6 protein-coding genes are annotated in these 26,557 nt (G+C 48.6%); all 6 read right to left on the reverse strand.

The features are described 5' to 3' along the window. Nucleotides 1-144 precede the first annotated feature (144 nt). Nucleotides 145-456, reverse strand: coding sequence for a hypothetical protein (locus tag ACJJI0_RS12720; protein WP_444882869.1), 312 nt, complete (start codon nt 454-456; stop codon nt 145-147). Nucleotides 457-509: 53 nt separating this feature from the next. After that, nucleotides 510-6,584, reverse strand: coding sequence for a toxin TcdB middle/N-terminal domain-containing protein (locus ACJJI0_RS12725; RefSeq protein WP_444882870.1), 6,075 nt, complete (start codon nt 6,582-6,584; stop codon nt 510-512). Nucleotides 6,585-6,775: 191 nt separating this feature from the next. Further along, nucleotides 6,776-11,113 (reverse strand): fibronectin type III domain-containing protein, encoded by a 4,338-nt coding sequence (locus ACJJI0_RS12730; RefSeq protein WP_444882871.1) that lies wholly within the window; start codon nt 11,111-11,113, stop codon nt 6,776-6,778. A gap of 736 nt (nt 11,114-11,849) precedes the next feature. After that, entirely contained in the window at nt 11,850-16,166 is a 4,317-nt protein-coding gene (locus ACJJI0_RS12735; RefSeq protein ID WP_444882872.1) for a fibronectin type III domain-containing protein, read from the reverse strand. A 508-nt stretch (nt 16,167-16,674) separates the two neighbouring features. Beyond that, the gene (locus ACJJI0_RS12740) at nt 16,675-21,342 is read right to left on the reverse strand and encodes a fibronectin type III domain-containing protein (protein WP_444882873.1); all 4,668 of its coding nucleotides are present in this window, start codon (nt 21,340-21,342) and stop codon (nt 16,675-16,677) included. A 151-nt stretch (nt 21,343-21,493) separates the two neighbouring features. After that, nucleotides 21,494-26,137, reverse strand: coding sequence for a fibronectin type III domain-containing protein (locus ACJJI0_RS12745; protein WP_444882874.1), 4,644 nt, complete (start codon nt 26,135-26,137; stop codon nt 21,494-21,496). Nucleotides 26,138-26,557 lie beyond the last annotated feature (420 nt).

The following is a 26,557-nucleotide window of genomic DNA, read 5'->3' on the forward strand; positions in this document are numbered from 1 at the left end:
GCAAGACCATAAAAGGCATCCACCAAACTCTCACATAAGCAATCTTAAAGGTTTAACAAACTTATTCGCCATCACTTACAACCCTCCAGCCACTTGAAATATTCAGGAGAAGCCTTCGCTTCCCCTGCCTCATCCTCGATTAATTTATTTGATGCACTCCCCCCTCACCAGGAGATAGCCACTGGTTGACCCCAGCACCTTGATCAGCTTTACATCTGAACATTTATTAGTATCAACAAGTTCCTTAATTAACATCTCCTGAATAGCTTCAGATTTGCTTTTTTTATGTTCTTCCATTATCGAATTAAGCAGAGCAGTATTAGCCTTATATTCAAATATACATTGCTCTTCAACCTCACAAGTTTCAAATCTCACGTAACCATTCTTTCTATCTTGCCCCATCAAATAAACCTTCAAAAAAAGATAAATGCCCAAAAATAGCAACAAGGCTAACATACAGGCCACCAACCATTTTCTCTCAAAAATCAATTTTGAAACACCTCTTTGATCTATTCAGTCTTATTGTCCGCCCAATCTTTAAGCTCCTGCACATCTGAATTATATGGATTAAAATCGTGTGCTTCTGGATCCACCACCTGCATTTTATTCAGCTTCCAATTATGTTCCCACGTGTAACTAACCCCAAAATGTTTCAAGGTATCTGGATCTTCAGACCAGTACCAAAATCTTCTTGTCCCTTCAACAACTTCAGTGTTTCCACGGCAATCTGTACATAGGTATCGACCTCTAATCGTTACATGTTTACGAAGCAACCAATCCCTCTCTAAACTAAGCGAACCATCATATTCCTTTATCTCTTTATATTTTCCCTTGGAGCCAAGAACAGCTTTACAGCTAACTTGTTCTACGGAGCAAGATTTCGGTGTCGCTTTCATTTGTGAAAAATTTTGTTCAACTTCTGTATTTTTATGAAGCTCACTTCCGGGATTTTTAGGCTTCGCCGTCCAATTTCCTTGAACACCTTGTTTACCGTCAGCACTTATATATGCACCCCTAGAACTATCACCGGCAACTCCATTACCACTGGAATAACTAACCGACATACCACTACTTACTTGTGCTGAGGAGTTATTGCTTTGGTTATACTGCCTAATAGCCGTTTCACCATTGGGATCCACATAATTAATCGGATTATTCCGCGCATAGCGATAAGGCGTCCAACGCTGTGGATCCGTAAAACGTCCCGAGTGGTTTAGCACCGGATCCGGGCTAATAAAAGTACCAAAGTCAGACTGCAGGTAGCGTCGTTCGAAGTAGCCTAAACCCGTAGACTTATCCAGCTCTTTACCCGCATAGCGGTAAGGTGCTGCGGTACTATCACCGAAGACATTTTCCAGCTCGCCGTAAGACTTATAGGTAAAGGCATTAATGATCTTGCCAGCCTTATCCAGAGTCAGGTCGGTAGAACCTACGTGCGTGTGCAGGTAATACTCAGTCGGCGTGAACACTTCCCCACTCTGGTCACTGCGGGCAATACGTTTCTGACCAACACTGATGTACTTCAGTAATTTGCCATCACGTACTTCACTATCTCCGTCGATATACAGGGTGACGCTGCGGGCTCCGCCTGCACGTTCGGTGATTTTAAAGCGGCGCTGGTGTTTAAAGTCATAACCGTACTGGTCAGCGGCTTGCTGATTACCGGCGTAAGTCAGGCGCTGGTCGTGGTCCCAGTGGTAGGCCTGGTCGCCGGCTTGCGTACGATTACCGTTGTCATCGTATTCAATCAGGCCTTCAGCCCAGCTCAACGCTTGGGGTCCAGGCAGGCTGCCACGGCTGCTGCGGTTGGAGGCGCCAGTGTTGCCATTGTCATTGCTGCCGCCATAACGCAGATCTGTGATCTGGGTATTTCCAGCGGTGGCCATATCTGCCAGGTCGACACTCGCGCGACCCACTTGCAGCAGGTTGCCGATTTTGTCGTAGCTGTAATAAACCTGCTCGATATCGTCGGCAACGCCGGTCAGGCGATAGACATCGTCGTAGCTGTAGACAATATTTTTTGCCAGGGAGGCTGCCTGGGCACTGGTTGCGCCGAGTTCGGCAGCCATTGCGGCGAGAGCGTCACTGGGGCGTTGATCGTCGATACCGAGTACATTGGAGACGGCATCAAAACGGTAATCCCACTGTTGCAGTGGCAGGGCGTCCCCGCTTCGCTGGGTGCGCAAGCCAGCCAGTCGCTGGCGCTCGTCAAAGCCCCAATCAGTTTCAACACCATTGGCCAGCCCTTGGTGCTGCAAAACCCCATTGGCGGTATAGTCCAGGCGTTCCACCACTCCCGGGATGCGCTCGAGCAGGCCGCGGGTGTTGTATTCGAAGTTCACCCGGCTATTGTCGGGGTAGAACTGCTGTGTCATACGCCCGGCACTGTCATAGGCGAAGCGCGTGGTGTAGAGGGGGCTGTCAATTTGTGGGCCGGTAATCTTGCGCTGGCGCTGTACCACTCGGCCGCGTGCGTCATATCCCCATTGCTCGAAGCCAGCTTGGTCGGTCACTTTGGCCAGGCGTCCAAGCAGGAAGGCACCGCCCTCTTCGCCGCGCTGGTCGTACTGGTAGCTGACTACCGGTGAAGTAGAGCCCAGCTGCAAGCCCGGTTGCCAATTTGCGCCGCTGGGAGCTTCTCCTCGCGGCGATAATTGATACTCGGCAAAGAGACGGTTGGCGCCGTCGTAGCGATAGTGCCGCTCCTGCCCCAGGGCATCGCGGGTGGCCAGCAGGTTGCCGGCATCGTCAAAGTACTGCCAGCGCTGTCCGCGGTTGGGGTCGTCCAAGAAGCGCATGCGCCCCAGGTCGTCGTAGTGCATGGTGCGCACATTATTTTGTGCATCCTGCAGGCGGGTAAAATTACCATTGAGGTCGTAGTCATAATAGGTGGACCAGGTGGCACCACCGATGCCGCCCTGGGTATTGGCTCCAACAATTTCATCCACTTGCCTCAGGCGGTATTCACCCTGCGCCGTTTGCAGGCCATCAAACACCAGTTTTTTGGCGGCGCCATGGTGAACACTGTTCGCACGAGTTTGCTCTTCATCTTCCAGCATCTGTGCCATGGGCAAATAGGTGATGCGATTGAAGACACTTTCCCCACTTTGCGCGGTATAGGGCTGATAAACCTCCTGGGTACGCCCTTGGGCGTCGTAAAGATATTGTCGGTGGTGCTGGCCTTTATCATTAGCGCGATAGGCGAGCCCCTGGGCAAAGTAAGGCAGTGCGGTCTGCACTACCTGGCCGCGCGCATTAAAGTTACTGTGATCGCTGACCACAACCTGTCCCGGTTGCTCGGCTTCACTGCGCACCATCAGGGTGCGGCCCAGACCGTCGTAAAAACGGCGGCTGTCGATGGTACCGCTAGCACCACTCCGCTCGCGCTGGCGAGTCTCTACCCAGCTGATACGGTGACCATCCACCATCTGCGCCAGTTGGTAATCGTACTCAACCGTGGGGAGTTGCAGGCTGTCCCCTGGCTTGGCCATGGCGGTGAGGCGTCCATGGCTGTCGTAACCATATTGAGTCTGCTGCCCGTTAAAGTCGGTGTAGTCGGTAAGTACACCGAGGCCCTTGTCATAACCCGCACGAGCGGTGAGCCAGCGACTGCCGGTATGCAAACCCACTTCTGTTGGGAAGGTGTGATATTGCGAGTCGTAAGTGACTTTGGTTTGGTGGCCTGTGTTGGCGTCCCACAAGGGGTCATAACTTTGAATGCGGTTGCCGAAGGCATCGTAGCGGTGGCGCTCTGCAGCAACATAGGCATCTGCACTCTCAGCATCGTGCCAGAGTCGACGCAGGGTCAGGTTGCCCTTGGAGACCGCGCCTAAATTACCAGCGGAGAAACTTTCATCATCGTAGAACCACTGCTCTTTGGCCACAGCGCGGCCCGATAGGTCGGTAACCTTGCGCTCTAGCGGTAGGTGCAGGAACCAGTGGCCCTGTGCAGAGGCGGATTCCGCACTGAAGCGCAATTGGGTAATACGCTCGTCCTGCCAGTTGCCATCGGTACGGCCCAGCTCTTTGATATAAGTGGTATTACCGTAATTATCGTAGTCATACTCCCAGGCAAGGGTCACTGGGGTACCGCTGCCCCGCTCCAGCATATGCTGCTGGCGTTCGGTCATAGCCGCAAACTCGACTTTGCGGCTTTCCTCGGCATAACCAGACAGCAGTTGGCGCAACTCCCACTGATTTTCCTCGCGCCAGAAAATTCCGCCGAAGGCATCGCGGGTTTCTATTTGTTTGATCTTGCCCTGTAGGGCTTCCTGTTCGGTACCATCGGCTTTTTGGCCCAGGTGGAATTCGTAGCGGGTTGCCAGTGTCGGGGTACTGGCATCACCCACGCGGCGCTCTTCACTGTGTGCAAAGCCCTGGAATTCTTTATCGGCAGCATCGTAGAAGCCGTCCCAGTAATCCATCTCGGTGGTTTGCTGTTCACCACCGCGGCCATCATCCACAACAACGCGCTTAAGTACCTGCATTGCCACAGGGATACCCTGCGACCAGGGGCTGTTACCCTCGCGGTCTCTCACCATCTCCTCGACAACAGAGCCGTACTCCAGGGTCGTCAATGCACCCAGGCCATTGTCGATCGTTTTTAGCTGATTCGGTTGCTCATTGGGGAATAGCTCTGCGAAATAAAAAGTATTAGCACCGCGACCGGGGCTGTACCAAACAATATCCGTAGAGCCGTTACCATTAATATCGACCAGGCGCACCTCTTCGGGAGCAACATTGCCTTGGGCCTGGATCAGTTGTGGCTGGCTAAATTGGGCTAATTGATGTTGGTTGCTGCTCAGGCCCTGGTTAAGCCAGATGGATACATGGGTTCCATTCAGATACACCAGGTCAGCGCGGCCGTCGGCATTGATATCGCTAATACGAACATTGTTGAGATCGTGTAGTGTATCGGGGCTATTGGCAAATACGACGGCAGGTGCAAAACCCTGCAGACCGCGGCTGGCAAAATAGGCAACATAGCCATTGCCAACCCCGACCAGATCCGCCATGCCATCGCCATTCATATCCCGGAGAAAGACATTGGGATCGCCCAGACGCATAGCCGCGGTGCCCGCTGGCATAGGCAATTGAATGGGCTGCGACCAGCCATCGGCGTGATTTAACTGAACAACATGGGATAAAACTTTACCGCTGCTGTTCACTATCGTTGCAAAGACATCAACACGTTTGTCGTTATTGATATCCAGCATATCCACATGGGGGCTATCAAGGGGGATTTGCAGCCCATCGATAGCGCCGCTGTACTGCCAACTATGATTATTATCCAGGTGGAAATAATGTGTACTGCCCGAGCCATACTGCAGCATATTCACTACACCATTACCGTCGATATCGGCCCAGGTGACCGAGTCACTGGAAATACGGCTGGTGGAGAAAGTATTCATTTCGCGATAGCTCTGCCATTGCGGCAGGCCATCGTCCCCTGGACCTAAATTAAGCCAGTAGACGTCTTTATTCGGTGCGGTGTTAATAACATCCGGCAGTCCGTCACGGTTAATATCCAGGAAAGCCACATCAGGATTATTCAACGGCACCTGACTCGCAGCCGGCATCTGTGACATAAACACCCGGTCCTGCTGGTAGTGCGTGTAGTCATAGCGCACTGGCGGCAGTGTTATCACCGACTCGCCCTCACCTGCACTCGAGTTAACCTCTTCCAACAATGAGAGGCTTTGCCATTCCGTTAGCGGCTGATAGGAAAATTCATATTTACGTAAGTGGCGCCCGGCAAATTGTGTTTCCACACGCTGCAAGCGATAAGCGGTTTTAATCTCAAAACCCGCTTTATAATTTGTTAGGACGTCAGGGCGGTCTTCATAGTGAAACTGCACCGCCATATCGCCATTCGTATTATATTGAATCCTGTCCAGATAAATCTGAACACCATCATCCAACTTGCGATATTGATAGTCGATACGATTGCCATGGGTATCTTCTACCGCCTCTAGATACCAGGAGAATACCGATGTGCCGTTGTTGCCACTGACTCGGCTATTAGAGTCTTGCCCCAAATACCAACGCAGACCGTTGGATTGAGTCACCAGCCAACCCTTCGACAGGCGCTCGTAGCGAGCAAAATCACTGGCATTTTTGGTGCGATAAACACCGTCTTCCACCAGGACTAATTCTTCGCCCAGGTGATTGATAAACGTATCAAACTCATCAAACTCATCGATGCGACCATCGCGGTCATTATCCTGCCGATCAGTCTGGCCCCACTCTGAATAATTAGGCAGGCCCTTGTCGGTTTGACGCTGGATATAGGGAATAACCAGTTTATGCCCCAGTCCCAATAGCCCATTACCAAACCCGCTGTTGTATTCCAGTGATACATCCGGAGCCAGTCCATTACGCCCAGGGGGCACAGCCAAGTTCACTAGACGTGAACTGGTGCCGGTATTTAAATTAGGGGTGAAAGCCTCACCGAGCCCGGAGATACTGCCCGGACCTGTCGGCAGATTGAGAACGGGCGCTTGCAAAGCGGTGTGTTCATTGGCGGCAACAGCAGCCGTAGATGACACAACCATGCAGCAAGACAGCAATAAATTGCGCAGCATAAGCATCCTTGTTTTTAAAATCAGTGTTTCCTCAAAAAAACACTTTAAAGACTCGTAGTTTTTATGGGTAGACCTCATCATCATGAGAGCTGCCATAAAAAACAATACCCAATATAAACGACAACCCAGCAGTATGATGACTGCTGGGTTGTCGAATTAATACTCTAATTATTAGGCATTAAAAAAGAGGGTTAGTGGACTACCGGCTCGCGCAGTAGTAACAGTGGACCAATATCATCATCACCACAGGTATCAATGTTTCTCGATTTGAAGCGATGATTAAAGATCAGCTCAACATCTTTAACCGCGTTGAGATCCACCAGCGAACCAAAGCGATCTGCCAATTTAATTGACAAGCGCCAGCCAGTAGCAGCGACACTACGCTCTTTAAAGACGCTAGTCATTGAAGAGCTGGAACCAGTGCCACTATTAAACGCATCCAAGTTCGCAGTCATGGATACACGGTAGCTACTACGGAAGGCCAGATTAGTTCTATCAGTAGTATCCCAGAATCGAGGTGTATGGGTGATAAATTCGTCCTGAATACCAACACCGTCCGCATTTTCTACCAGGGTTCCAGGAGTTTTATTGCGCAAGAAGCTGGTACCACCATAGGTTAGGTAGGCCGGAGTTTCTGTTTCACCACTGACGCTGTGTAGCAGAGGAATATTAAGTCCTACAGTTTCGATTTTATCCAGGTAATTACCGCCGGCTGCCAAGCAGGCGAGATCTCCATTACCCGCAATAACCGGTCCCAGGAAGAAGTTACTGCGCGGTAATTCTTTCACCGTACTAAATTCCACGGTTACCCAGGTATCACTGCCGTATTTACGAGACAACAGGCGCAGCTTTTCCTGCAAGGCTTGCTGCGGGCTTAAGCGCGGGCCACCTTGTTGGGCAGGGTCTGGATGTTGGTAGGTCTGTGCAATACCGTTGATATTATCTACATAACCAAACACATCATCTTTCAGCGAGAAGGTATCCGTCGCCTGCTGAGTCCCGTTAAGGCTACCTAACTGATCAAAAGCCAGCATTTCACTGTAGAAATCCCTCAGTTCCTGGGCATTGCGTAATCGGAAGATATCTTCCTTCCTGGAACCCGTGATCGAGCCAATAAAAGATTCCTGCCATTTATATTCCAGCGCACTGGCCGCGTAGAACAACCACTTCTGCGCTTCCTCAAAATGACGCTCCGCACGCAACATTTCTGTAGTCAGACGGCTGGCGTGAATCGGATCAGCAAAATAGCGCTCAGCTAGATTACTGTTAGTGGTGAACATCTGGTTGAGGACCCGCTGTGCCTGATTCAGCATGCCAACCAATCGCTCCATTTCTTGCTCTACAGTCGCTTCCGCCTGAGCAATATCCAGAGCGATGGTGTTTGCTTCCAGCCACATAGTGCGTACACGCGCTCGGCTTTCCACATCCAGCAGCCTATTGCTGCTGTCATTCAGTTTGGCTCGCTCTTCTGCGCCCAAACGAATGCTCATTGCTTCCAGCTTACCAATATCTTTGATACTTCTAATATTGCGATGAGCTTCCGCGACAAAGTTCACTCCTTCCTGAAGCAAAGAGGTATTGCCGGTATAGATGGCTAGTACCGTACCGGCCACTGTTTTTAAATAACCATGCCGCTGCCTGGACTTAGCTTCCTCTTTACGAATCTTGGCGATCTGCTTCGAAATGGATTCCTGCTTGGAGCCGTAATCCAGGATGATCTTCGACATGCCGTCGACGATACCTTCCTCCTCCGCACGTCGCTCGATTTCGATTTCAATCGCACTCAGCAGGTCATCCATGCGCTGCAAGTTATTGCTCAGTGCAATTTGCGCAAGCTCAATATTGTTTGCCTGCAAGGCAATTTCACTACCTTGCTGTGCAGACTCTTCAACAATAATGCAGTCTTTGCTGAAGCAGTTACTTGGGAACTCCAAGCCCAACAGGCTGTACAGCCAGTTGCCCAACTGCTGGTGGCGGTCAGTATATTCCGTTGCCAGCTTGTCGGCACTGTGGCGGTAGTTCTCGTAGCTGGTTTTTGCAGCGGCGAGACTATTCTGTGCGGTGGCAATAGGGCCACTGCTGTCATTACCGAGGAAGTCACTCAGTGCATTGAAGGAATCAAACACGGTGTTGCCATCGATACCGTAACCCTGTACCAGCAACACTGAGTCCTGTGGCAGGCCCAGAATATTGGTTTCGCCCGTGAGCCAGCTCACGGAGTTTTCCAAATCGCTGAGATGGGTTTGCCATGCATACACCGCTTCGGGCAGACCAGAGAAACCTTGCACCTGGGTGAAGTCGGTATTCGGGAAGATCGCACGCAATGATTGCTCTTTAGCAATCAACTCACTGCGCAGCGTATTCATCTCGTCAACCATTTGTGCCAGCAGGGTGGTATTGGTCTGTCCGGCAACGACGGCCAGACGCGCTTGCTGCACTTTAGTAGAAGCCAATTTGCTCATCAGCTGATAGAGCATGGTGACATCTTTGTAACCGGTGAACAGTAATTCTGCTGGGGTTACATCTTTTTGTGCCAGGTCGTTGGGGTCGTAGTAGCGGGGGCTAATTTGACCACGGGAGGGACCCCATTGTGCTAAAAACTCCGGTGCATAGGTCAGCAGGGAGTTGTACTGCTCCAGGGCATCCTTCAACAACTGGTGTGCAGTTTCTATATGACCAACTTCGACCTCTACCGCTTCGTTACGCAGGCGGCTAATACGGGCATTATCCAGGGCTTCATTAGCCAGGATCATTTCCGCTACCGCGCGATCGTAGTAAACATCCAGCGTGAAACGTTGCAGGTTTTCATTGTTGGGATGATGAGTGAGCTGCTCAAAAATAAACGCTTCTACCTCTGTAGCGCGGTTACGCTCGGCAGTGTCATATAGGCTGGAAAATTCAACCGTGGCTTCACCACTGGCATAAGGATTAATCACCGTATTGGTGTTGGTATCAACGATATACATCAGGTCCAGGTAGCGGAAGGCCGCTCTATCCCGGGAGAAAATACCCTGGGCAGGATTTTCCTGGGCCGCAGGTACCTGATCGGCTTCGTTGTAGTACAGCTGCTTGCGAATCTGTACCGTGGGATCCAGCTCCATCGTTACCGTGAAGGTATTACTAAAGTCGGAAGAGCCCGCTTTGTTCACGGCCTGTACACGATAATCGTGCGTACCGAATACTAATGGAGAGGCATTGTATTTATAGCTATTGCCAGCACCGTTATACACGGTTTTCCAGCTGCCATTATTCATACGTTGCTGCAGCAGATAACTATCAGTTTCGGCAACTGATGGCCAGCTCACGGTATAAGCTTCGCCAGTAGAGGAAGGTACAGTGATATAACTAGGCGCTACAGGTGGCTTCAGCAACGCTACGGTGGCGCAAGCTTCCGGTGAATAGTTGGACTGATCTGTTGAGGTCAGTGCACGCACCCGGTAGCAGTGGCGCCCGTCTTGCAAGTTACTCAGCTGGTAGCTGCGTGCAGTGCCGCGATAAAGCTGCTTATTTGCACTGTCTACCACTTGATATTCAACGGTGAGACCACCTTTATTAATTTCTGTCCAGCTTAATTTTACTTTGCCATCCCAGCTACTAGTGGGTGCTGCAGACAGCACCGGTATACCAACAACACGATCCACTATAACGCTGACCGGTGAAGAGTAGTTGGAGCAGGTGCCTTTAACATTACAAGCGCGCACCTTATAGCTGTAGGTACCATTGCTAATGCCTGTAAAGCCCTTACTCAGATCAGAACCATTGTAAACAGTAGAGTCATTACCATCTACAACCTGGTAGCGAGTGGCATGCGCTATAGCTTCCCAGCTAAGCGTATATTTACCGTCTAGGCTAGTGTTCGTATTTAATTTTGGATCTGGTGCGCCAGGACGGAAATAAACTTCTAGGTTTCCATCCTCACGATAACTGGAACAAGTGGTATTACAGGCGCGTACTCTGTATCGATAGGTGCTGCCATGAACCAAGAAGGAATCAGTTTTACTGGTTGCAGGGCCTGAGTAAACACCTGACCAACTGCCGTTATCCCTGCTCTGTTGCAGTTCATATCGTGTAGCTGTGCTGCTGGCAGACCAGCTGATGTTGGCACTACTAGAAGAGGTATAACCGGGAACAGTGATAGAGAGTGGGGTTGATGGAGTTTTCTCTACTTTGAGGGTTCCACCGGTTTTATAATCACTGCACATATTGGATGTACAGGCTCTTACGCGATATCGGTAGCTTCCATTGGATTTACCAATTTCATTAAACTTGGTGCCAGATGAATTATAAATTCTAATCCAAGAACCCCCATTTATACTGCGCTCAAGCTCATAACGAATGGCTGTAGAACTTGATGACCAACTAATGGAATATGAACCATCGCTATCAAAAGTCGGATAATTAATTGCTGCAGGAGTAGCAGCGAGAGCTACACTACGGCATATTTCTGCAGTTTCAACCCGACCTTCTGAAACAAAGCCCTTTTGTCCTTTCGCTTTATAGCAAAAAGAATAAACACCATTACCTGTCAAACTGACAGTCCTAGAACCTGTAAAAGGTGGGTTGCTATCTAGAACAGACTCCTTTCCCCCAAATCTTTGCACAAGAGAGTTTTCTTGTCTTAGCATTTTTGGAAGATTACCACTCCACGCTAAACTTGCCTTACGATCTGAATAGCTTAACGAAAAGCTTGACGGCAAACTTGGATTACAAGTGATTTCAAAGACTGTATTCTGCCCGACAAAATACTCCTCCAGTGAACATTCTGCTCGAACGCTTTGCGGAAAAAAAATAATCAACAAAAGTCCAATTGGAAAAATTGGACTCATAAACCTTAGAAACGGTATCACTTCCATTTATCACAACCCCAAACCTATAAACCTTAAGAAAAACTCTTTATCCACAACCCAAACAATCTGAAATCAATCACAGCCAATCTTGTACATGCCACCAACTCCAAAACCGCACATCACCGCTAAGCGCCCTGAAGTAAAATCAAAAAACCAACAAAAACAAATAATCTGTAAATTTCAAAAACCCACCTAGATCACCCCCCTCACACATAAAAAACCAATTAACATAGTGCCAGAAAGAAAAACCAGAAAGCGCATCTAAACAACTAGCAAATCAAATCAAATCAAATCAAATCAAATCAACAAAATAAAGCTTATCACCCTACAAAATAAGAAATTAATTTCCGCCTCACATAGACCACATTGACTCATATCAATGCACCTCACTCATGTGAGGTGCATTGATTTTTCAAAATTACTGGATCATGGGTTTGCGAAGTAGCAACAGTGGGCCAACATCATCATCGTCATCACAAGTATCTATATTTCTCGACTTGAAGCGATGATTGAAGATCAACTCAACATCTTTAACGGCATTGAGATCTACTAATGAGCCATAACGATCTGCCAACTTGAAAGATAAGCGCCAACCACTGGCGGCAACACTGCGCTCTTTAAAAGCACTGGTCACTGTAGAAACGGAAGCTGCACCGCTATTAAACACATCGAGATTTGCAGCCATTGGCACTCGAAAACTGTTGCGGAATGATAGATTTGCTCCATCAACGGTATCCCAGAAACGCGGGGTATGGGTAATAAATTCATTCTGGATACCTACACTATCCGCACTCTCCATCAAGGTTCCCGGCGTTTTACTGCGCAGGAAACTAGTGCCACCATAGGTTAGGTAGGCCGGAGTTTCTGTTTCAGCACTAACACTGTGCAGCAAGGGAATATTGAGCCCAATAGTCTCAATCTTATCCAGATAAGACCCACCTGCAGCTAAACAACTCAGATCGTTATTACCTGCAATAACCGGCCCCAGGAAGAAGTTACTGCGCGGTAATTCTTTTACCGTACTAAATTCCACGGTTACCCAAGTATCGCTTCCATAAGTACGCGACAACAGGCGCAGCTTTTCCTGCAAGGCTTGCTGCGGGCTTAAGCGCGGGCCACCTTGTTGAGCAGGATCCGGATGAACGTAGGTCTGTGCAATACCGTTGATATTATCCACATAGCCGAACACATCATCCTTTAGAGAGAAGGTGTCCGTCGCCTGTTGAGTGCCACTGAGATTACGTAACTGATCAAAAGACAACATTTCACTATAAAAATCCCTCAGTTCCTGGGCATTGCGCAAACGGAAAATACTTTCCTTTCTGAAGCCAGTGACTGATCCCACAAAAGATTCCTGCCACTTGTATTCCAGTGCACTGGCCGCGTAGAACAACCACTTCTGTGCTTCTTCAAAGTAACGCTCCGCACGCAGTACTTCAGTCGTCAGGCGGCTGGCATGGATCGGATCGGCAAAATAACGCTCAGCCAGATTGGCATTAGTAGTGAACATCTGGTTCATAACCCGCTGTGCCTGATTCAGCATGCCGGTCAAACGTTCCACTTCCTGCTCAACTGTAGCTTCCGCTTGGGCAATATCCAGCGCAATGGTATTTGCTTCCAGCCACATAGTGCGCACGCGAGCCTTACTCTCCACACCCAGTAGTCTATTTGAGCTGTCGTTTAAGGTCGCGCGTTCTTCCGCCGCTAGGCGGGCGCTCTCTGCCTCCAATTTACCAATATCTTTAATCGTTTTTATATTGCGGTTGTGCTCAGCAACGGTTTCTGCGGTTTCTTTTACCGTTTGCGCTAGTTGAGCCCAATTTTGACTCACGATAGCTGCTACCGACTTCACAATCCCTTTAAACAGGCTACCCCGCTTTCTAGACTGTTCCGCCTTTTTGCGAATTTTGGCAATCTGCTGCTTAATTGAAACCTGCTTGGAGCCGTAATCCAGGATGATCTTCGACATGCCGTCGACGATTCCCTCTTCCTCCGCGCGTCGTTCGATTTCGATTTCAATCGCACTCAGCAGGTCTTCCATACGCTGCAGGTTATTGCTCAGTGCAATTTCCGCAATATCGATATTGTTCGCCTGCAGAGAAATTTCACTACCGTTCTGCGCATCCTCCGTGACAATCACACAGTCCTCGGCAAAGCAGTTACTTGGGAACTCCAAGCCCAACAGGCTGTACAGCCAGTTGCCCAACTGCTGGTGGCGGTCGGTATATTCCGTGGCCAGCTTGTCGGCACTGTGGCGGTAGTTCTCGTAGCTGGTTTTTGCAGCGGCGAGACTATTCTGTGCGGTGGCAATAGGGCCACTGCTGTCATTACCGAGGAAGTCACTCAGTGCATTGAAGGAATCAAACACGGTGTTGCCATCGATACCGTAACCCTGTACCAGCAACACTGAGTCCTGTGGCAGGCCCAGAATATTGGTTTCGCCCGTGAGCCAGCTCACGGAGTTTTCCAAATCGCTGAGATGGGTTTGCCATGCATACACCGCTTCGGGCAGACCAGAGAAACCTTGCACCTGGGTGAAGTCGGTATTCGGGAAGATCGCACGCAATGATTGCTCTTTAGCAATCAACTCACTGCGCAGCGTATTCATCTCGTCAACCATTTGTGCCAGCAGGGTGGTATTGGTCTGTCCGGCAACGACGGCCAGACGCGCTTGCTGCACTTTAGTAGAAGCCAATTTGCTCATCAGCTGATAGAGCATGGTGACATCTTTGTAACCGGTGAACAGTAATTCTGCTGGGGTTACATCTTTTTGTGCCAGGTCGTTGGGGTCGTAGTAGCGGGGGCTAATTTGACCACGGGAGGGACCCCATTGTGCTAAAAACTCCGGTGCATAGGTCAGCAGGGAGTTGTACTGCTCCAGGGCATCCTTCAACAACTGGTGTGCAGTTTCTATATGACCAACTTCGACCTCTACCGCTTCGTTACGCAGGCGGCTAATACGGGCATTATCCAGGGCTTCATTAGCCAGGATCATTTCCGCTACCGCGCGATCGTAGTAAACATCCAGCGTGAAACGTTGCAGGTTTTCATTGTTGGGATGATGAGTGAGCTGCTCAAAAATAAACGCTTCTACCTCTGTAGCGCGGTTACGCTCGGCAGTGTCATATAGGCTGGAAAATTCAACCGTGGCTTCACCACTGGCATAAGGATTAATCACCGTATTGGTGTTGGTATCAACGATATACATCAGGTCCAGGTAGCGGAAGGCCGCTCTATCCCGGGAGAAAATACCCTGGGCAGGATTTTCCTGGGCCGCAGGTACCTGATCGGCTTCGTTGTAGTACAGCTGCTTGCGAATCTGTACCGTGGGATCCAGCTCCATCGTTACCGTGAAGGTATTACTAAAGTCGGAAGAGCCCGCTTTGTTCACGGCCTGTACACGATAATCGTGCGTACCGAATACTAATGGAGAGGCATTGTATTTATAGCTATTGCCAGCACCGTTATACACGGTTTTCCAGCTGCCATTATTCATACGTTGCTGCAGCAGATAACTATCAGTTTCGGCAACTGATGGCCAGCTCACGGTATAAGCTTCGCCAGTAGAGGAAGGTACAGTGATATAACTAGGCGCTACAGGTGGCTTCAGCAACGCTACGGTGGCGCAAGCTTCCGGTGAATAGTTGGACTGATCTGTTGAGGTCAGTGCACGCACCCGGTAGCAGTGGCGCCCGTCTTGCAAGTTACTCAGCTGGTAGCTGCGTGCAGTGCCGCGATAAAGCTGCTTATTTGCACTGTCTACCACTTGATATTCAACGGTAAGACCGCCTTTTTTAACTTCGCTCCAGCTAAGCTTGACCTTGCCATCCCAGCTGTTGGTTGGCGAAGCTGAGGCTACGGGCACACCAACAGCGCGATCGACTTTAACCGTTACTAACGAGGAGTAGTTGGAGCAAGTGCCCTTGGCATTACAAGCGCGAACCTTATAGCTATAAGAGCCATTGCTAACACCAGAGAAACTCTTACTTAAACCAGAATCATTGTACAGAGTGGAGCCACTGCCATCAACCAACTGATAACTGGTGGCAAACTGCTTGGTATTCCAGCTGACAGTATATTTACCATCGAGGCTGGTGGTGGTATTTAATTTAGGTGTTGGTACGCCAGGACGGAAATAGACTTCTAAATCTTTACTTTCTCGATAGCCAGAACAAGTGCTATTACAGGCCCGCACTCTAAAGCGGTAAGTACTACCATGGCTCAGGGAGGAAACCGTTGTACTGGTAGATGAACCAGAATAAATATTGCCGGACCAACTGCCGTTATCCTTGCGTTGTTGTACCTCGTAGCGAGTAGCCCCGCTGCTGGCAGCCCAGCTGATATTAACGCTGCTAGAGGAGGTATAACTGGGAACAGTGATAGAGGATGGAGTTGATGGCGTTTTCTCTACTTTGAGGGTCCCACCGGTTTTATAATCACTGCACATATTGGATGTACAGGCTCTTACGCGATATCGGTAGCTTCCATTGGATTTACCAGTTTCATTAAACTTGGTGCCAGATGAATTATAAATTCTACTCCAAGAACCCCCATTTATACTGCGATATAGCTCATAGCGGTTAGCTGCAGAACTTGATGACCAACTAATGGAATATGAGCCATCACTATCAAAAGTTGGATAATTTATAGTAGAAGGCGTAGAGGTAACAGTTACCTCACGACAGGTCTCCCTAGTAAATGGACGTCCTACAAATCCATTCCCATCTAACCCCATAACTCCTTCTGCCTTAAAACAAAAGGAATAAGTACCATTGGCTGTTAAATTAACAACACGAGAACCAGTTAAAGGCGGATAGTGATCTAAAACGGTCTCCTTTCCGCTAACTCTTTGAACAATGGAATTATCTTCATTTCTTATTTCTCCGCTCGATAGAGAATACTCCTTCCAGGCTAAAGTAGCCTTGCGGTTCGAATAGCTGAGTGTGAAGCTAGCTGGCAAGTCTACCCTGCAGTCGTAAACAGTATTTCTCACCCCTAGAGAATGCTCACCATCCTTTATACATCCAGCCTGTGCGTTTTGTGGCAAAAAACCAAAAGACACAAACCAAACAGCAAATAGTGAGCCTGTCAACTTGAATATCTTTATCATGCTAAATATTAAATACTCTATTCATAAAATAACCTAACAAGCACAACGAAATATGCACAAAAACTTAAGCACAAGAAGGTTAAGATAATTAACGATGCATCTCACACAATGTGAGATGCACCTATTTATGAGATTAATGAACTACAGGCTTACGTAGTAGCAACAATGGACCAGGGCCATCATCGCCACCACAGTTATCTATATTTCTTGATTTGAAGCGGTGATTAAAGATCAATTCAACATCTTTAACCGCATTGAGGTCTACCAGTGAGCCATAGCGATCTGCCAGCTTGAGCGACAAGCGCCAGCCAGTGGCGGCGACACTACGTTCTTTAAATACATTAGTCACCGTAGAACTAGAACCTGCACCACTATTAAGTACATCTAAATTAGCGGCCATAGGAACCCGATAACTATTACGGAAAGCCAAGTTGGCTCCATCAACAGTATCCCAGAATCGAGTGCTATGGGTAATAAACTCATCCTGAATACCGACGCCATCCTCACTCTCCACCAGAGTTCCTGGTGTTTTACTACGTAAAAAGCTGGTACCGCCATAAGTTAGGTAGGCTGGAGTTTCGGTTTCACCACTAACACTAAATGCAAGGGGGATATTGAGCCCAATAGTCTCAATTTTATCCAGGTAAGATCCACCTGCAGCTAAACAACTCAGATCGTTATTGTCTGCAATAACTGGCCCCAGGAAGAAGTTACTGCGCGGTAATTCTTTCACAGTACTAAATTCCACGGTTACCCAGGTATCACTGCCGTATTTACGCGATAACAGGCGCAGCTTTTCCTGCAGTGCTTGCTGCGGACTTAAACGAGGACCACCTTGTTGGGCAGGGTCTGGATGTTGGTAGGTCTGTGCAATACCGTTGATATCATCTACATAGCCAAACACATCATCTTTCAGCGAGAAGGTATCCGTCGCCTGCTGAGTGCCACTGAGATTGCGCAACTGATCGAAGGACAACATTTCACTATAGAAATCCCTCAGTTCCTGGGCATTGCGCACGTGGAAAATATCTTCCTTTCTGGAGCCAGTCACTGAACCCACAAATGATTCTTGCCACTTGTATTCCAGCGCACTGGCCGCGTAGAACAACCACTTCTGCGCTTCTTCAAAGTGACGCTCTGCACGCAACATTTCCGTAGTCAGGCGGCTGGCATGGATCGGGTCAGCAAAATAACGTTCGGCCAGATTGGCATTAGTAGTGAACATCTGGTTCATAACCCGCTGTGCCTGATTCAGCATGCCGACTAAACGTTCTACTTCCTGCTCAACCGTAGCTTCCGCTTGGGCAATATCCAGCGCGATGGTATTTGCCTCCAGCCACATGGTGCGCACGCGCGCTCGGCTTTCGACATCCAACAATTTATTGCTGCTGTCATTCAGCTTCGCTCGCTCTTCTGCACCCAAGCGAATACTCATTGCTTCTAGCTTGCCAATATCTTTAATGCTCTTGAGATTGATATGACTAGAAACCACCTGATCGATACCTTGCTCTAGCGTGCTTGTATCTCCGGTGTAGTAGGCTTTAATTGCACCACCCACTACTTTCAGGAAGCCATCGCGTTTTCTGGATTTCTCCGCTTCTTTACGAATCTTGGTGATTTGCTTAGAAATGGATTCCTGCTTGGAGCCGTAATCCAGGATGATCTTCGACATGCCGTCGACGATTCCCTCTTCCTCCGCACGTCGCTCGATTTCGATTTCAATCGCACTCAGCAGGTCTTCCATACGCTGCAGGTTGTTGCTCAATGCGATTTGCGCGATATCGATATTGTTTGCCTGCAACGCAATTTCACTACCTTGCTGTGCAGACTCTTCAACAATAATGCAGTCTTTGCTGAAGCAGTTACTTGGGAACTCCAAGCCCAACAGGCTGTACAGCCAGTTGCCCAACTGCTGGTGGCGGTCGGTATATTCCGTGGCCAGCTTGTCGGCACTGTGGCGGTAGTTCTCGTAGCTGGTTTTTGCAGCGGCGAGACTATTCTGTGCGGTGGCAATAGGGCCACTGCTGTCATTACCGAGGAAGTCACTCAGTGCATTGAAGGAATCAAACACGGTGTTGCCATCGATACCGTAACCCTGTACCAGCAACACTGAGTCCTGTGGCAGGCCCAGAATATTGGTTTCGCCCGTGAGCCAGCTCACGGAGTTTTCCAAATCGCTGAGATGGGTTTGCCATGCATACACTGCTTCGGGCAGACCAGAGAAACCTTGCACCTGGGTAAAGTCGGTATCCGGGAAGATCGCACGCAAGGATTGCTCTTTAGCAATCAACTCACTGCGCAGCGTATTCATCTCGTCAACCATTTGTGCCAGCAGGGTGGTATTGGTCTGTCCGGCAACGACGGCCAGACGCGCTTGCTGCACTTTAGTAGAAGCCAATTTGCTCATCAGCTGATAGAGCATGGTGACATCTTTGTAACCGGTGAACAGTAATTCTGCTGGGGTTACATCTTTTTGTGCCAAGTCGTTGGGGTCGTAGTAGCGGGGGCTAATTTGACCACGGGAGGGACCCCATTGTGCTAAAAACTCCGGCGCATAGGTCAGCAGGGAGTTGTACTGCTCCAGGGCATCCTTCAACAACTGGTGTGCAGTTTCTATATGACCAACTTCGACCTCTACCGCTTCGTTACGCAGGCGGCTAATACGGGCATTATCCAGGGCTTCATTAGCCAGGATCATTTCCGCTACCGCGCGATCGTAGTAAACATCCAGCGTGAAACGTTGCAGGTTTTCATTGTTGGGATGATGAGTGAGCTGCTCAAAAATAAACGCTTCCACATCTGTGGCACGGTTACGCTCGGCAGTGTCATATAGGCTGGAAAATTCAACCGTGGCTTCACCACTGGCATAAGGATTAATCACCGTATTGGTGTTGGTATCAACGATATACATCAGGTCCAGGTAGCGGAAGGCCGCTCTATCCCGGGAGAAAATACCCTGGGCAGGATTTTCCTGGGCCGCAGGTACCTGATCGGCTTCGTTGTAGTACAGCTGCTTGCGAATCTGTACCGTGGGATCCAGCTCCATCGTTACCGTGAAGGTATTACTAAAGTTGGAAGAGCCCGCTTTGTTCACGGCCTGTACACGATAATCGTGCGTACCGAATACTAATGGAGAGGCATTGTATTTATAGCTATTGCCAGCACCGTTATACACGGTTTTCCAGCTGCCATTATTCATACGTTGCTGCAGCAGATAACTATCAGTTTCGGCAACTGATGGCCAGCTCACGGTATAAGCTTCGCCAGTAGAGGAAGGTACAGTGATATAACTAGGCGCTACAGGTGGCTTCAGCAACGCTACGGTGGCGCAGGCTTCCGGTGAATAGTTGGACTGATCTGTTGAGGTCAGTGCACGCACCCGGTAGCAGTGGCGCCCGTCTTGCAAGTTACTCAGCTGGTAGCTGCGTGCAGTGCCGCGATAAAGCTGCTTATTTGCACTGTCTACCACTTGATATTCAACGGTAAGACCGCCTTTTTTAACTTCGCTCCAGCTAAGCTTGACCTTGCCATCCCAGCTGTTGGTTGGCGAAGCTGAGGCTACGGGCACACCAACAGCGCGATCGACTTTAACTGTTACTAACGAGGAGTAGTTGGAGCAAGTGCCCTTGGCATTACAAGCGCGAACCTTATAGCTATAAGAGCCATTGCTAACACCAGAGAAACTCTTACTTAAACCAGAACCATTGTACAGAGTGGAGCCACTGCCATCGACCAACTGATAACTGGTGGCAAACTGCTTGGTATTCCAGCTGACAGTATATTTACCATCGAGGCTGGTGGTGGTATTTAATTTAGGTGTTGGTACGCCAGGACGGAAATAGACTTCTAAATCTTTACTTTCTCGATAGCCAGAACAAGTGGTATTACAGGCCCGCACTCTAAAGCGGTAAGTACTACCATGGCTCAGGGAAGAAACCGTTGTATTGGTAGATGAACCAGAATAAATATTGCCGGACCAACTGCCGTTATCCTTGCGTTGTTGTACCTCGTAGCGAGTAGCCCCGCTGCTGGCAGCCCAGCTGATATTAACGCTGCTAGAGGAGGTATAACTGGGAGCAGTGATAGAGGAAGGGGTTGATGGGGTTTTTTCTACTTTGAGGGTTCCACCGGTTTTATAATCACTGCACATATTGGATGTACAGGCTCTTACTCGATATCGGTAGCTTCCATTGGATTTACCACTTTCATTAATCTTGGTGCCAGATGAATTATAAATTCTACTCCAAGAACCCCCATTTATACTGCGCTCAAGCTCATAACGACTGGCTGCAGAACTTGATGACCAACTAATGGAATATGAGCCATCACTATCAAAAGTCGGATAATTTATAGTAGAAGGCGTAGAGGTAACAGTTACCTCACGGCAGGTTTCTCTGGTCATTGGGCGCCCAATAAACCCAGGCCCAACCAAGCCCGCCTCCCCTTCCGCTTTATAACAAAAAGAATAAGTACCATTGGCTGTTAAATTAACAACACGAGAACCAGTTGAAGGCGGATAGTGATCTAAAACTGTCTCTTTGCCATTAAATGTTTGAATAAGAGAGTAATCTTCATGTCTGGTTTCTCCGCTGGTGAGCGTATACTCTTTCCAGGCTAATGTCGCCTTACGATTTGAATAGCTGAGTGTGAAGCTAGATGGCAATTGAACAAAACAGTCGTAAACAACCTGTCCCCTAGATCCACCTATAGAATGCTCACCATCAATCCTACACCCGGCCTGGGCATGTTGTGGCAAGAAACTAAAAGACACAAACCCAACGGCAAATAGTGGGCCTGTCAATTTGAATATCTTTATCATGCTAAATATTAAATACTCTATTCATAAAATAACCTAACAAGCACAGAGAGATATGCACAAAAACTTAAGCACAAGAAGGTTAAGATAATTACCGATGCACCTCACATAATGTGAGATGCATCTATTTATAAGATTAATGAACTACAGGTTTACGCAGTAGCAACAATGGACCAGTGCCATCATCGCCACCACAGCTATCAACATTTCTCGGTTTAAAACGATGGTTAAAGATCAACTCAACATCTTTAACCGCATTGAGGTCTACCAGTGAACCATAACGGTCTGCCAACTTGAGCGACAAGCGCCAGCCAGTGGCGGCGACACTGCGTTCTTTAAACGCACTGGTAATCGTGGAATTTGAACCAGTGCCACTATTAAGCACATCCAAGTTCGCAGACATAGAAACACGGTAGCTATTTCTGAACGCCAGCCCAGTTCCCTCAACGGCATCCCAGAATCGAGTGCTATGAGTTATAAACTCGTCCTGAATACCAACTCCATCCGCATTTTCCACCAGAGTTCCCGGAGTTTTACTACGCAGGAAACTAGTGCCCCCATAAGTCAAAAATGCAGGCGTTTCGGTTTCACCACTAACGCTATATGCAAGGGGGATATTAAGACCAACGGTTTCAATTTTATCCAGGTAATTACCACCAGTTGCCAAGCAAGACAAATCACCGTTGTCGGCAATAACCGGCCCCAGGAAGAAGTTACTGCGCGGTAATTCTTTCACAGTACTAAATTCCACGGTTATCCAGGTATCACTGCCGTATTTACGCGATAACAGGCGCAGCTTTTCCTGCAAGGCTTGCTGCGGGCTCAGCCGCGGACCGTCTTGTTGAGCGGGGTCCGGATGTGCATAGGTTTGTGAAATACCATTGATTTTATCCACATAGCCGAACACATCATCTTTCAGAGAGAAGGTGTCCGTCGCCTGCTCTATACTTCCAAGCTTATGAAGTTGATCGAAGGTCAAAAGCTCACTATAGAAATCCCTCAGTTCCTGGGCATTGCGCACTTGGAAAATGTCTTCCTTTCTGGAGCCAGTCACTGATCCCACAAACGATTCCTGCCACTTGTATTCCAGCGCACTGGCCGCGTAGAACAACCACTTCTGCGCTTCCTCAAAGTGACGCTCTGCACGCAACATTTCCGTAGTCAGGCGGCTGGCATGGATCGGGTCAGCAAAATAACGTTCGGCCAGATTGGCATTAGTAGTGAACATCTGGTTCATAACCCGCTGTGCCTGATTCAGCATGCCGACTAAACGTTCTACTTCCTGCTCAACCGTAGCTTCCGCTTGGGCAATATCCAGCGCGATGGTATTTGCCTCCAGCCACATGGTGCGCACGCGCGCTCGGCTTTCGACATCCAACAATTTATTGCTGCTGTCATTCAGCTTCGCTCGCTCTTCTGCACCCAAGCGAATACTCATTGCTTCTAGCTTGCCAATATCTTTAATGCTCTTGAGATTGATATGACTAGAAACCACCTGATCGATACCTTGCTCTAGCGTGCTTGTATCTCCGGTGTAGTAGGCTTTAATTGCACCACCCACTACTTTCAGGAAGCCATCGCGTTTTCTGGATTTCTCCGCTTCTTTACGAATCTTGGTGATTTGCTTAGAAATGGATTCCTGCTTGGAGCCGTAATCCAGGATGATCTTCGACATGCCGTCGACGATTCCCTCTTCCTCCGCACGTCGCTCGATTTCGATTTCAATCGCACTCAGCAGGTCTTCCATACGCTGCAGGTTGTTGCTCAATGCGATTTGCGCGATATCGATATTGTTTGCCTGCAACGCAATTTCACTACCTTGCTGTGCAGACTCTTCAACAATAATGCAGTCTTTGCTGAAGCAGTTAATTGGGAACTCCAAGCCCAACAGGCTGTACAGCCAGTTGCCCAACTGCTGGTGGCGGTCGGTATATTCCGTGGCCAGCTTGTCGGCACTGTGGCGGTAGTTCTCGTAGCTGGTTTTTGCAGCGGCGAGACTATTCTGTGCGGTGGCAATAGGACCACTGCTGTCATTACCGAGGAAGTCACTCAGTGCATTGAAGGAATCAAACACGGTGTTGCCATCGATACCGTAACCCTGTACCAGCAACACTGAGTCCTGTGGCAGGCCCAGAATATTGGTTTCGCCCGTGAGCCAGCTCACGGAGTTTTCCAAATCGCTGAGATGGGTTTGCCATGCATACACTGCTTCGGGCAGACCAGAGAAACCTTGCACCTGGGTAAAGTCGGTATCCGGGAAGATCGCACGCAAGGATTGCTCTTTAGCAATCAACTCACTGCGCAGCGTATTCATCTCGTCAACCATTTGTGCCAGCAGGGTGGTATTGGTCTGTCCGGCAACGACGGCCAGACGCGCTTGCTGCACTTTAGTAGAAGCCAATTTGCTCATCAGCTGATAGAGCATGGTGACATCTTTGTAACCGGTGAACAGTAATTCTGCTGGGGTTACATCTTTTTGTGCCAAGTCGTTGGGGTCGTAGTAGCGGGGGCTAATTTGACCACGGGAGGGACCCCATTGTGCTAAAAACTCCGGCGCATAGGTCAGCAGGGAGTTGTACTGCTCCAGGGCATCCTTCAACAACTGGTGTGCAGTTTCTATATGACCAACTTCGACCTCTACCGCTTCGTTACGCAGGCGGTTAATACGGGCATTATCCAGGGCTTCATTAGCCAGGATCATTTCCGCTACCGCGCGATCGTAGTAAACATCCAGCGTGAAACGTTGCAGGTTTTCATTGTTGGGATGATGAGTGAGCTGCTCAAAAATAAACGCTTCCACATCTGTGGCACGGTTACGCTCGGCAGTGTCATACAGGCTGGAAAACTCAACCGTGGCTTCACCACTGGCATAAGGATTAATCACCGTATTGGTGTTGGTATCAACGATATACATCAGGTCCAGGTAGCGGAAGGCCGCTCTATCCCGGGAGAAAATACCCTGGGCAGGATTTTCCTGGGCCGCAGGTACCTGATCGGCTTCGTTGTAGTACAGCTGCTTGCGAATCTGTACCGTGGGATCCAGCTCCATCGTTACCGTGAAGGTATTACTAAAGTCGGAAGAGCCCGCTTTGTTCACGGCCTGTACACGATAATCGTGCGTACCGAATACTAATGGAGAGGCATTGTATTTATAGCTATTGCCAGCACCGTTATACACGGTTTTCCAGCTGCCATTATTCATACGTTGCTGCAGCAGATAACTATCAGTTTCGGCAACTGATGGCCAGCTCACGGTATAAGCTTCGCCAGTAGAGGAAGGTACAGTGATATAACTAGGCGCTACAGGTGGCTTCAGCAACGCTACGGTGGCGCAAGCTTCCGGTGAATAGTTGGACTGATCTGTTGAGGTCAGTGCACGCACCCGGTAGCAGTGGCGCCCGTCTTGCAAGTTACTCAGCTGGTAGCTGCGTGCAGTGCCGCGATAAAGCTGCTTATTTGCACTGTCTACCACTTGATATTCAACGGTAAGACCGCCTTTTTTAACTTCGCTCCAGCTAAGCTTGACCTTGCCATCCCAGCTGTTGGTTGGCGAAGCTGAGGCTACGGGCACACCAACAGCGCGATCGACTTTAACCGTTACTAACGAGGAGTAGTTGGAGCAAGTGCCCTTGGCATTACAAGCGCGAACCTTATAGCTATAAGAGCCATTGCTAACACCAGAGAAACTCTTACTTAAACCAGAACCATTGTACAGAGTGGAGCCACTGCCATCGACCAACTGATAACTGGTGGCAAACTGCTTGGTATTCCAGCTGACAGTATATTTACCATCGAGGCTGGTGGTGGTATTTAATTTAGGTGTTGGTACGCCAGGACGGAAATAGACTTCTAAATCTTTACTTTCTCGATAGCCAGAACAAGTGGTATTACAGGCCCGCACTCTAAAGCGGTAAGTACTACCATGGCTCAGGGAAGAAACCGTTGTATTGGTAGATGAACCAGAATAAATATTGCCGGACCAACTGCCGTTATCCTTGCGTTGTTGTACCTCGTAGCGAGTAGCCCCGCTGCTGGCAGCCCAGCTGATGCTAACGCTGCTAGAGGAGGTATAACTGGGAACAGTGATAGAGGTTGGGGTTGATGGAGTCAGCTCTACCTTTATGGTTCCGCCGTTTTTATAAGCACCACATAAATTCTTTGCGGTGTTACAGGCTCGTACACGATATTGGTAGTTACCACTAGAGCGGCCACTTTCATCAAAGCTAGTTTTAGAACCGTTATAAACCCTGCTCCAGGAGCCACTATTTACCCTACGGTAGAGCTCATACCGGCCTGCACCAGTACTGGAAGACCAGCTAACCTTGTAAGCCCCATCACTATCGAAAGTGCCGTAATTGATACTGGAGGGCGCTGCTGGTTGAAATATAACGTTAACGGTATGAGTGCCTAACTTAACCCTATTGAATCGGGAAGCAGGGCAAGATGTAACTTTATCTTCCCAATCATCAGGGGAGATAATATCTGGAGTACAGTGTTCATGCCAATACTCATAAAAGTATTTACCGGCAGAAGAAACGGTTACAGATTTAGTAGAGTTTGAACTGGAAAACCCATAGTCTAATGAAATATTCCGAGTAAAAGTTCCATTTTTATACTCTTTTAGATATACACCCATTATCCCAAGTGGCGCTACAGACTTATATGACAAGGAATATTTCCCATCAGTATCTGTGCTCGGCCCGCTCAAGGCAGACCCATAAGCAATAGCACTGGCACTTAAAACCTGCAGCACAAAAAAGTTACGAACAAGAGTCAACATGTTAAAAACCAAACGACAGAGATCTAAATAGATCGAAAAATAAAAACCTCAACCTCAAAAACAACAGCAAATAGAAAGCTCTTCACCTTTAAAGAACCCAAAAGCAGCTACTAAGAATAACAACACATGTGACTTTCCTCCCTTAAGCACCCATCATCCCTTTAAAGACAGTTTATTGCGGAATTCCCAACAATAAAATACACGCCGAATTCTATCGACGAGCATGGATCTCTTTCAAGAAAAATACGCCAATTATTTTATTTATTTTTATTTCCACACACAGAAAAAGGACATTAATAACCTCAAAATGGTACAAATATCCTATTTAAAAACTGAAAAATTGATTTTTCTCCACTAACCTAAAAGACAGGCAAGCTTAGCAAAAGCTTTTACACAAAAAAAAACGAACAAAATTAAAAG

This window comes from Microbulbifer mixtoriginis (SeqCode) (assembly GCF_052466695.1).

Coding starts and splice junctions, on each gene's coding strand:
- ACJJI0_RS12720 (WP_444882869.1), bottom strand. CDS start 456: ATGTTAGCCTTGTTGCTATTTTTGGGCATTTATCTTTTTTTGAAGGTT.
- ACJJI0_RS12725 (WP_444882870.1), bottom strand. CDS start 6,584: ATGCTGCGCAATTTATTGCTGTCTTGCTGCATGGTTGTGTCATCTACG.
- ACJJI0_RS12735 (WP_444882872.1), bottom strand. CDS start 16,166: ATGGGGTTAGATGGGAATGGATTTGTAGGACGTCCATTTACTAGGGAG.
- ACJJI0_RS12745 (WP_444882874.1), bottom strand. CDS start 26,137: ATGTTGACTCTTGTTCGTAACTTTTTTGTGCTGCAGGTTTTAAGTGCC.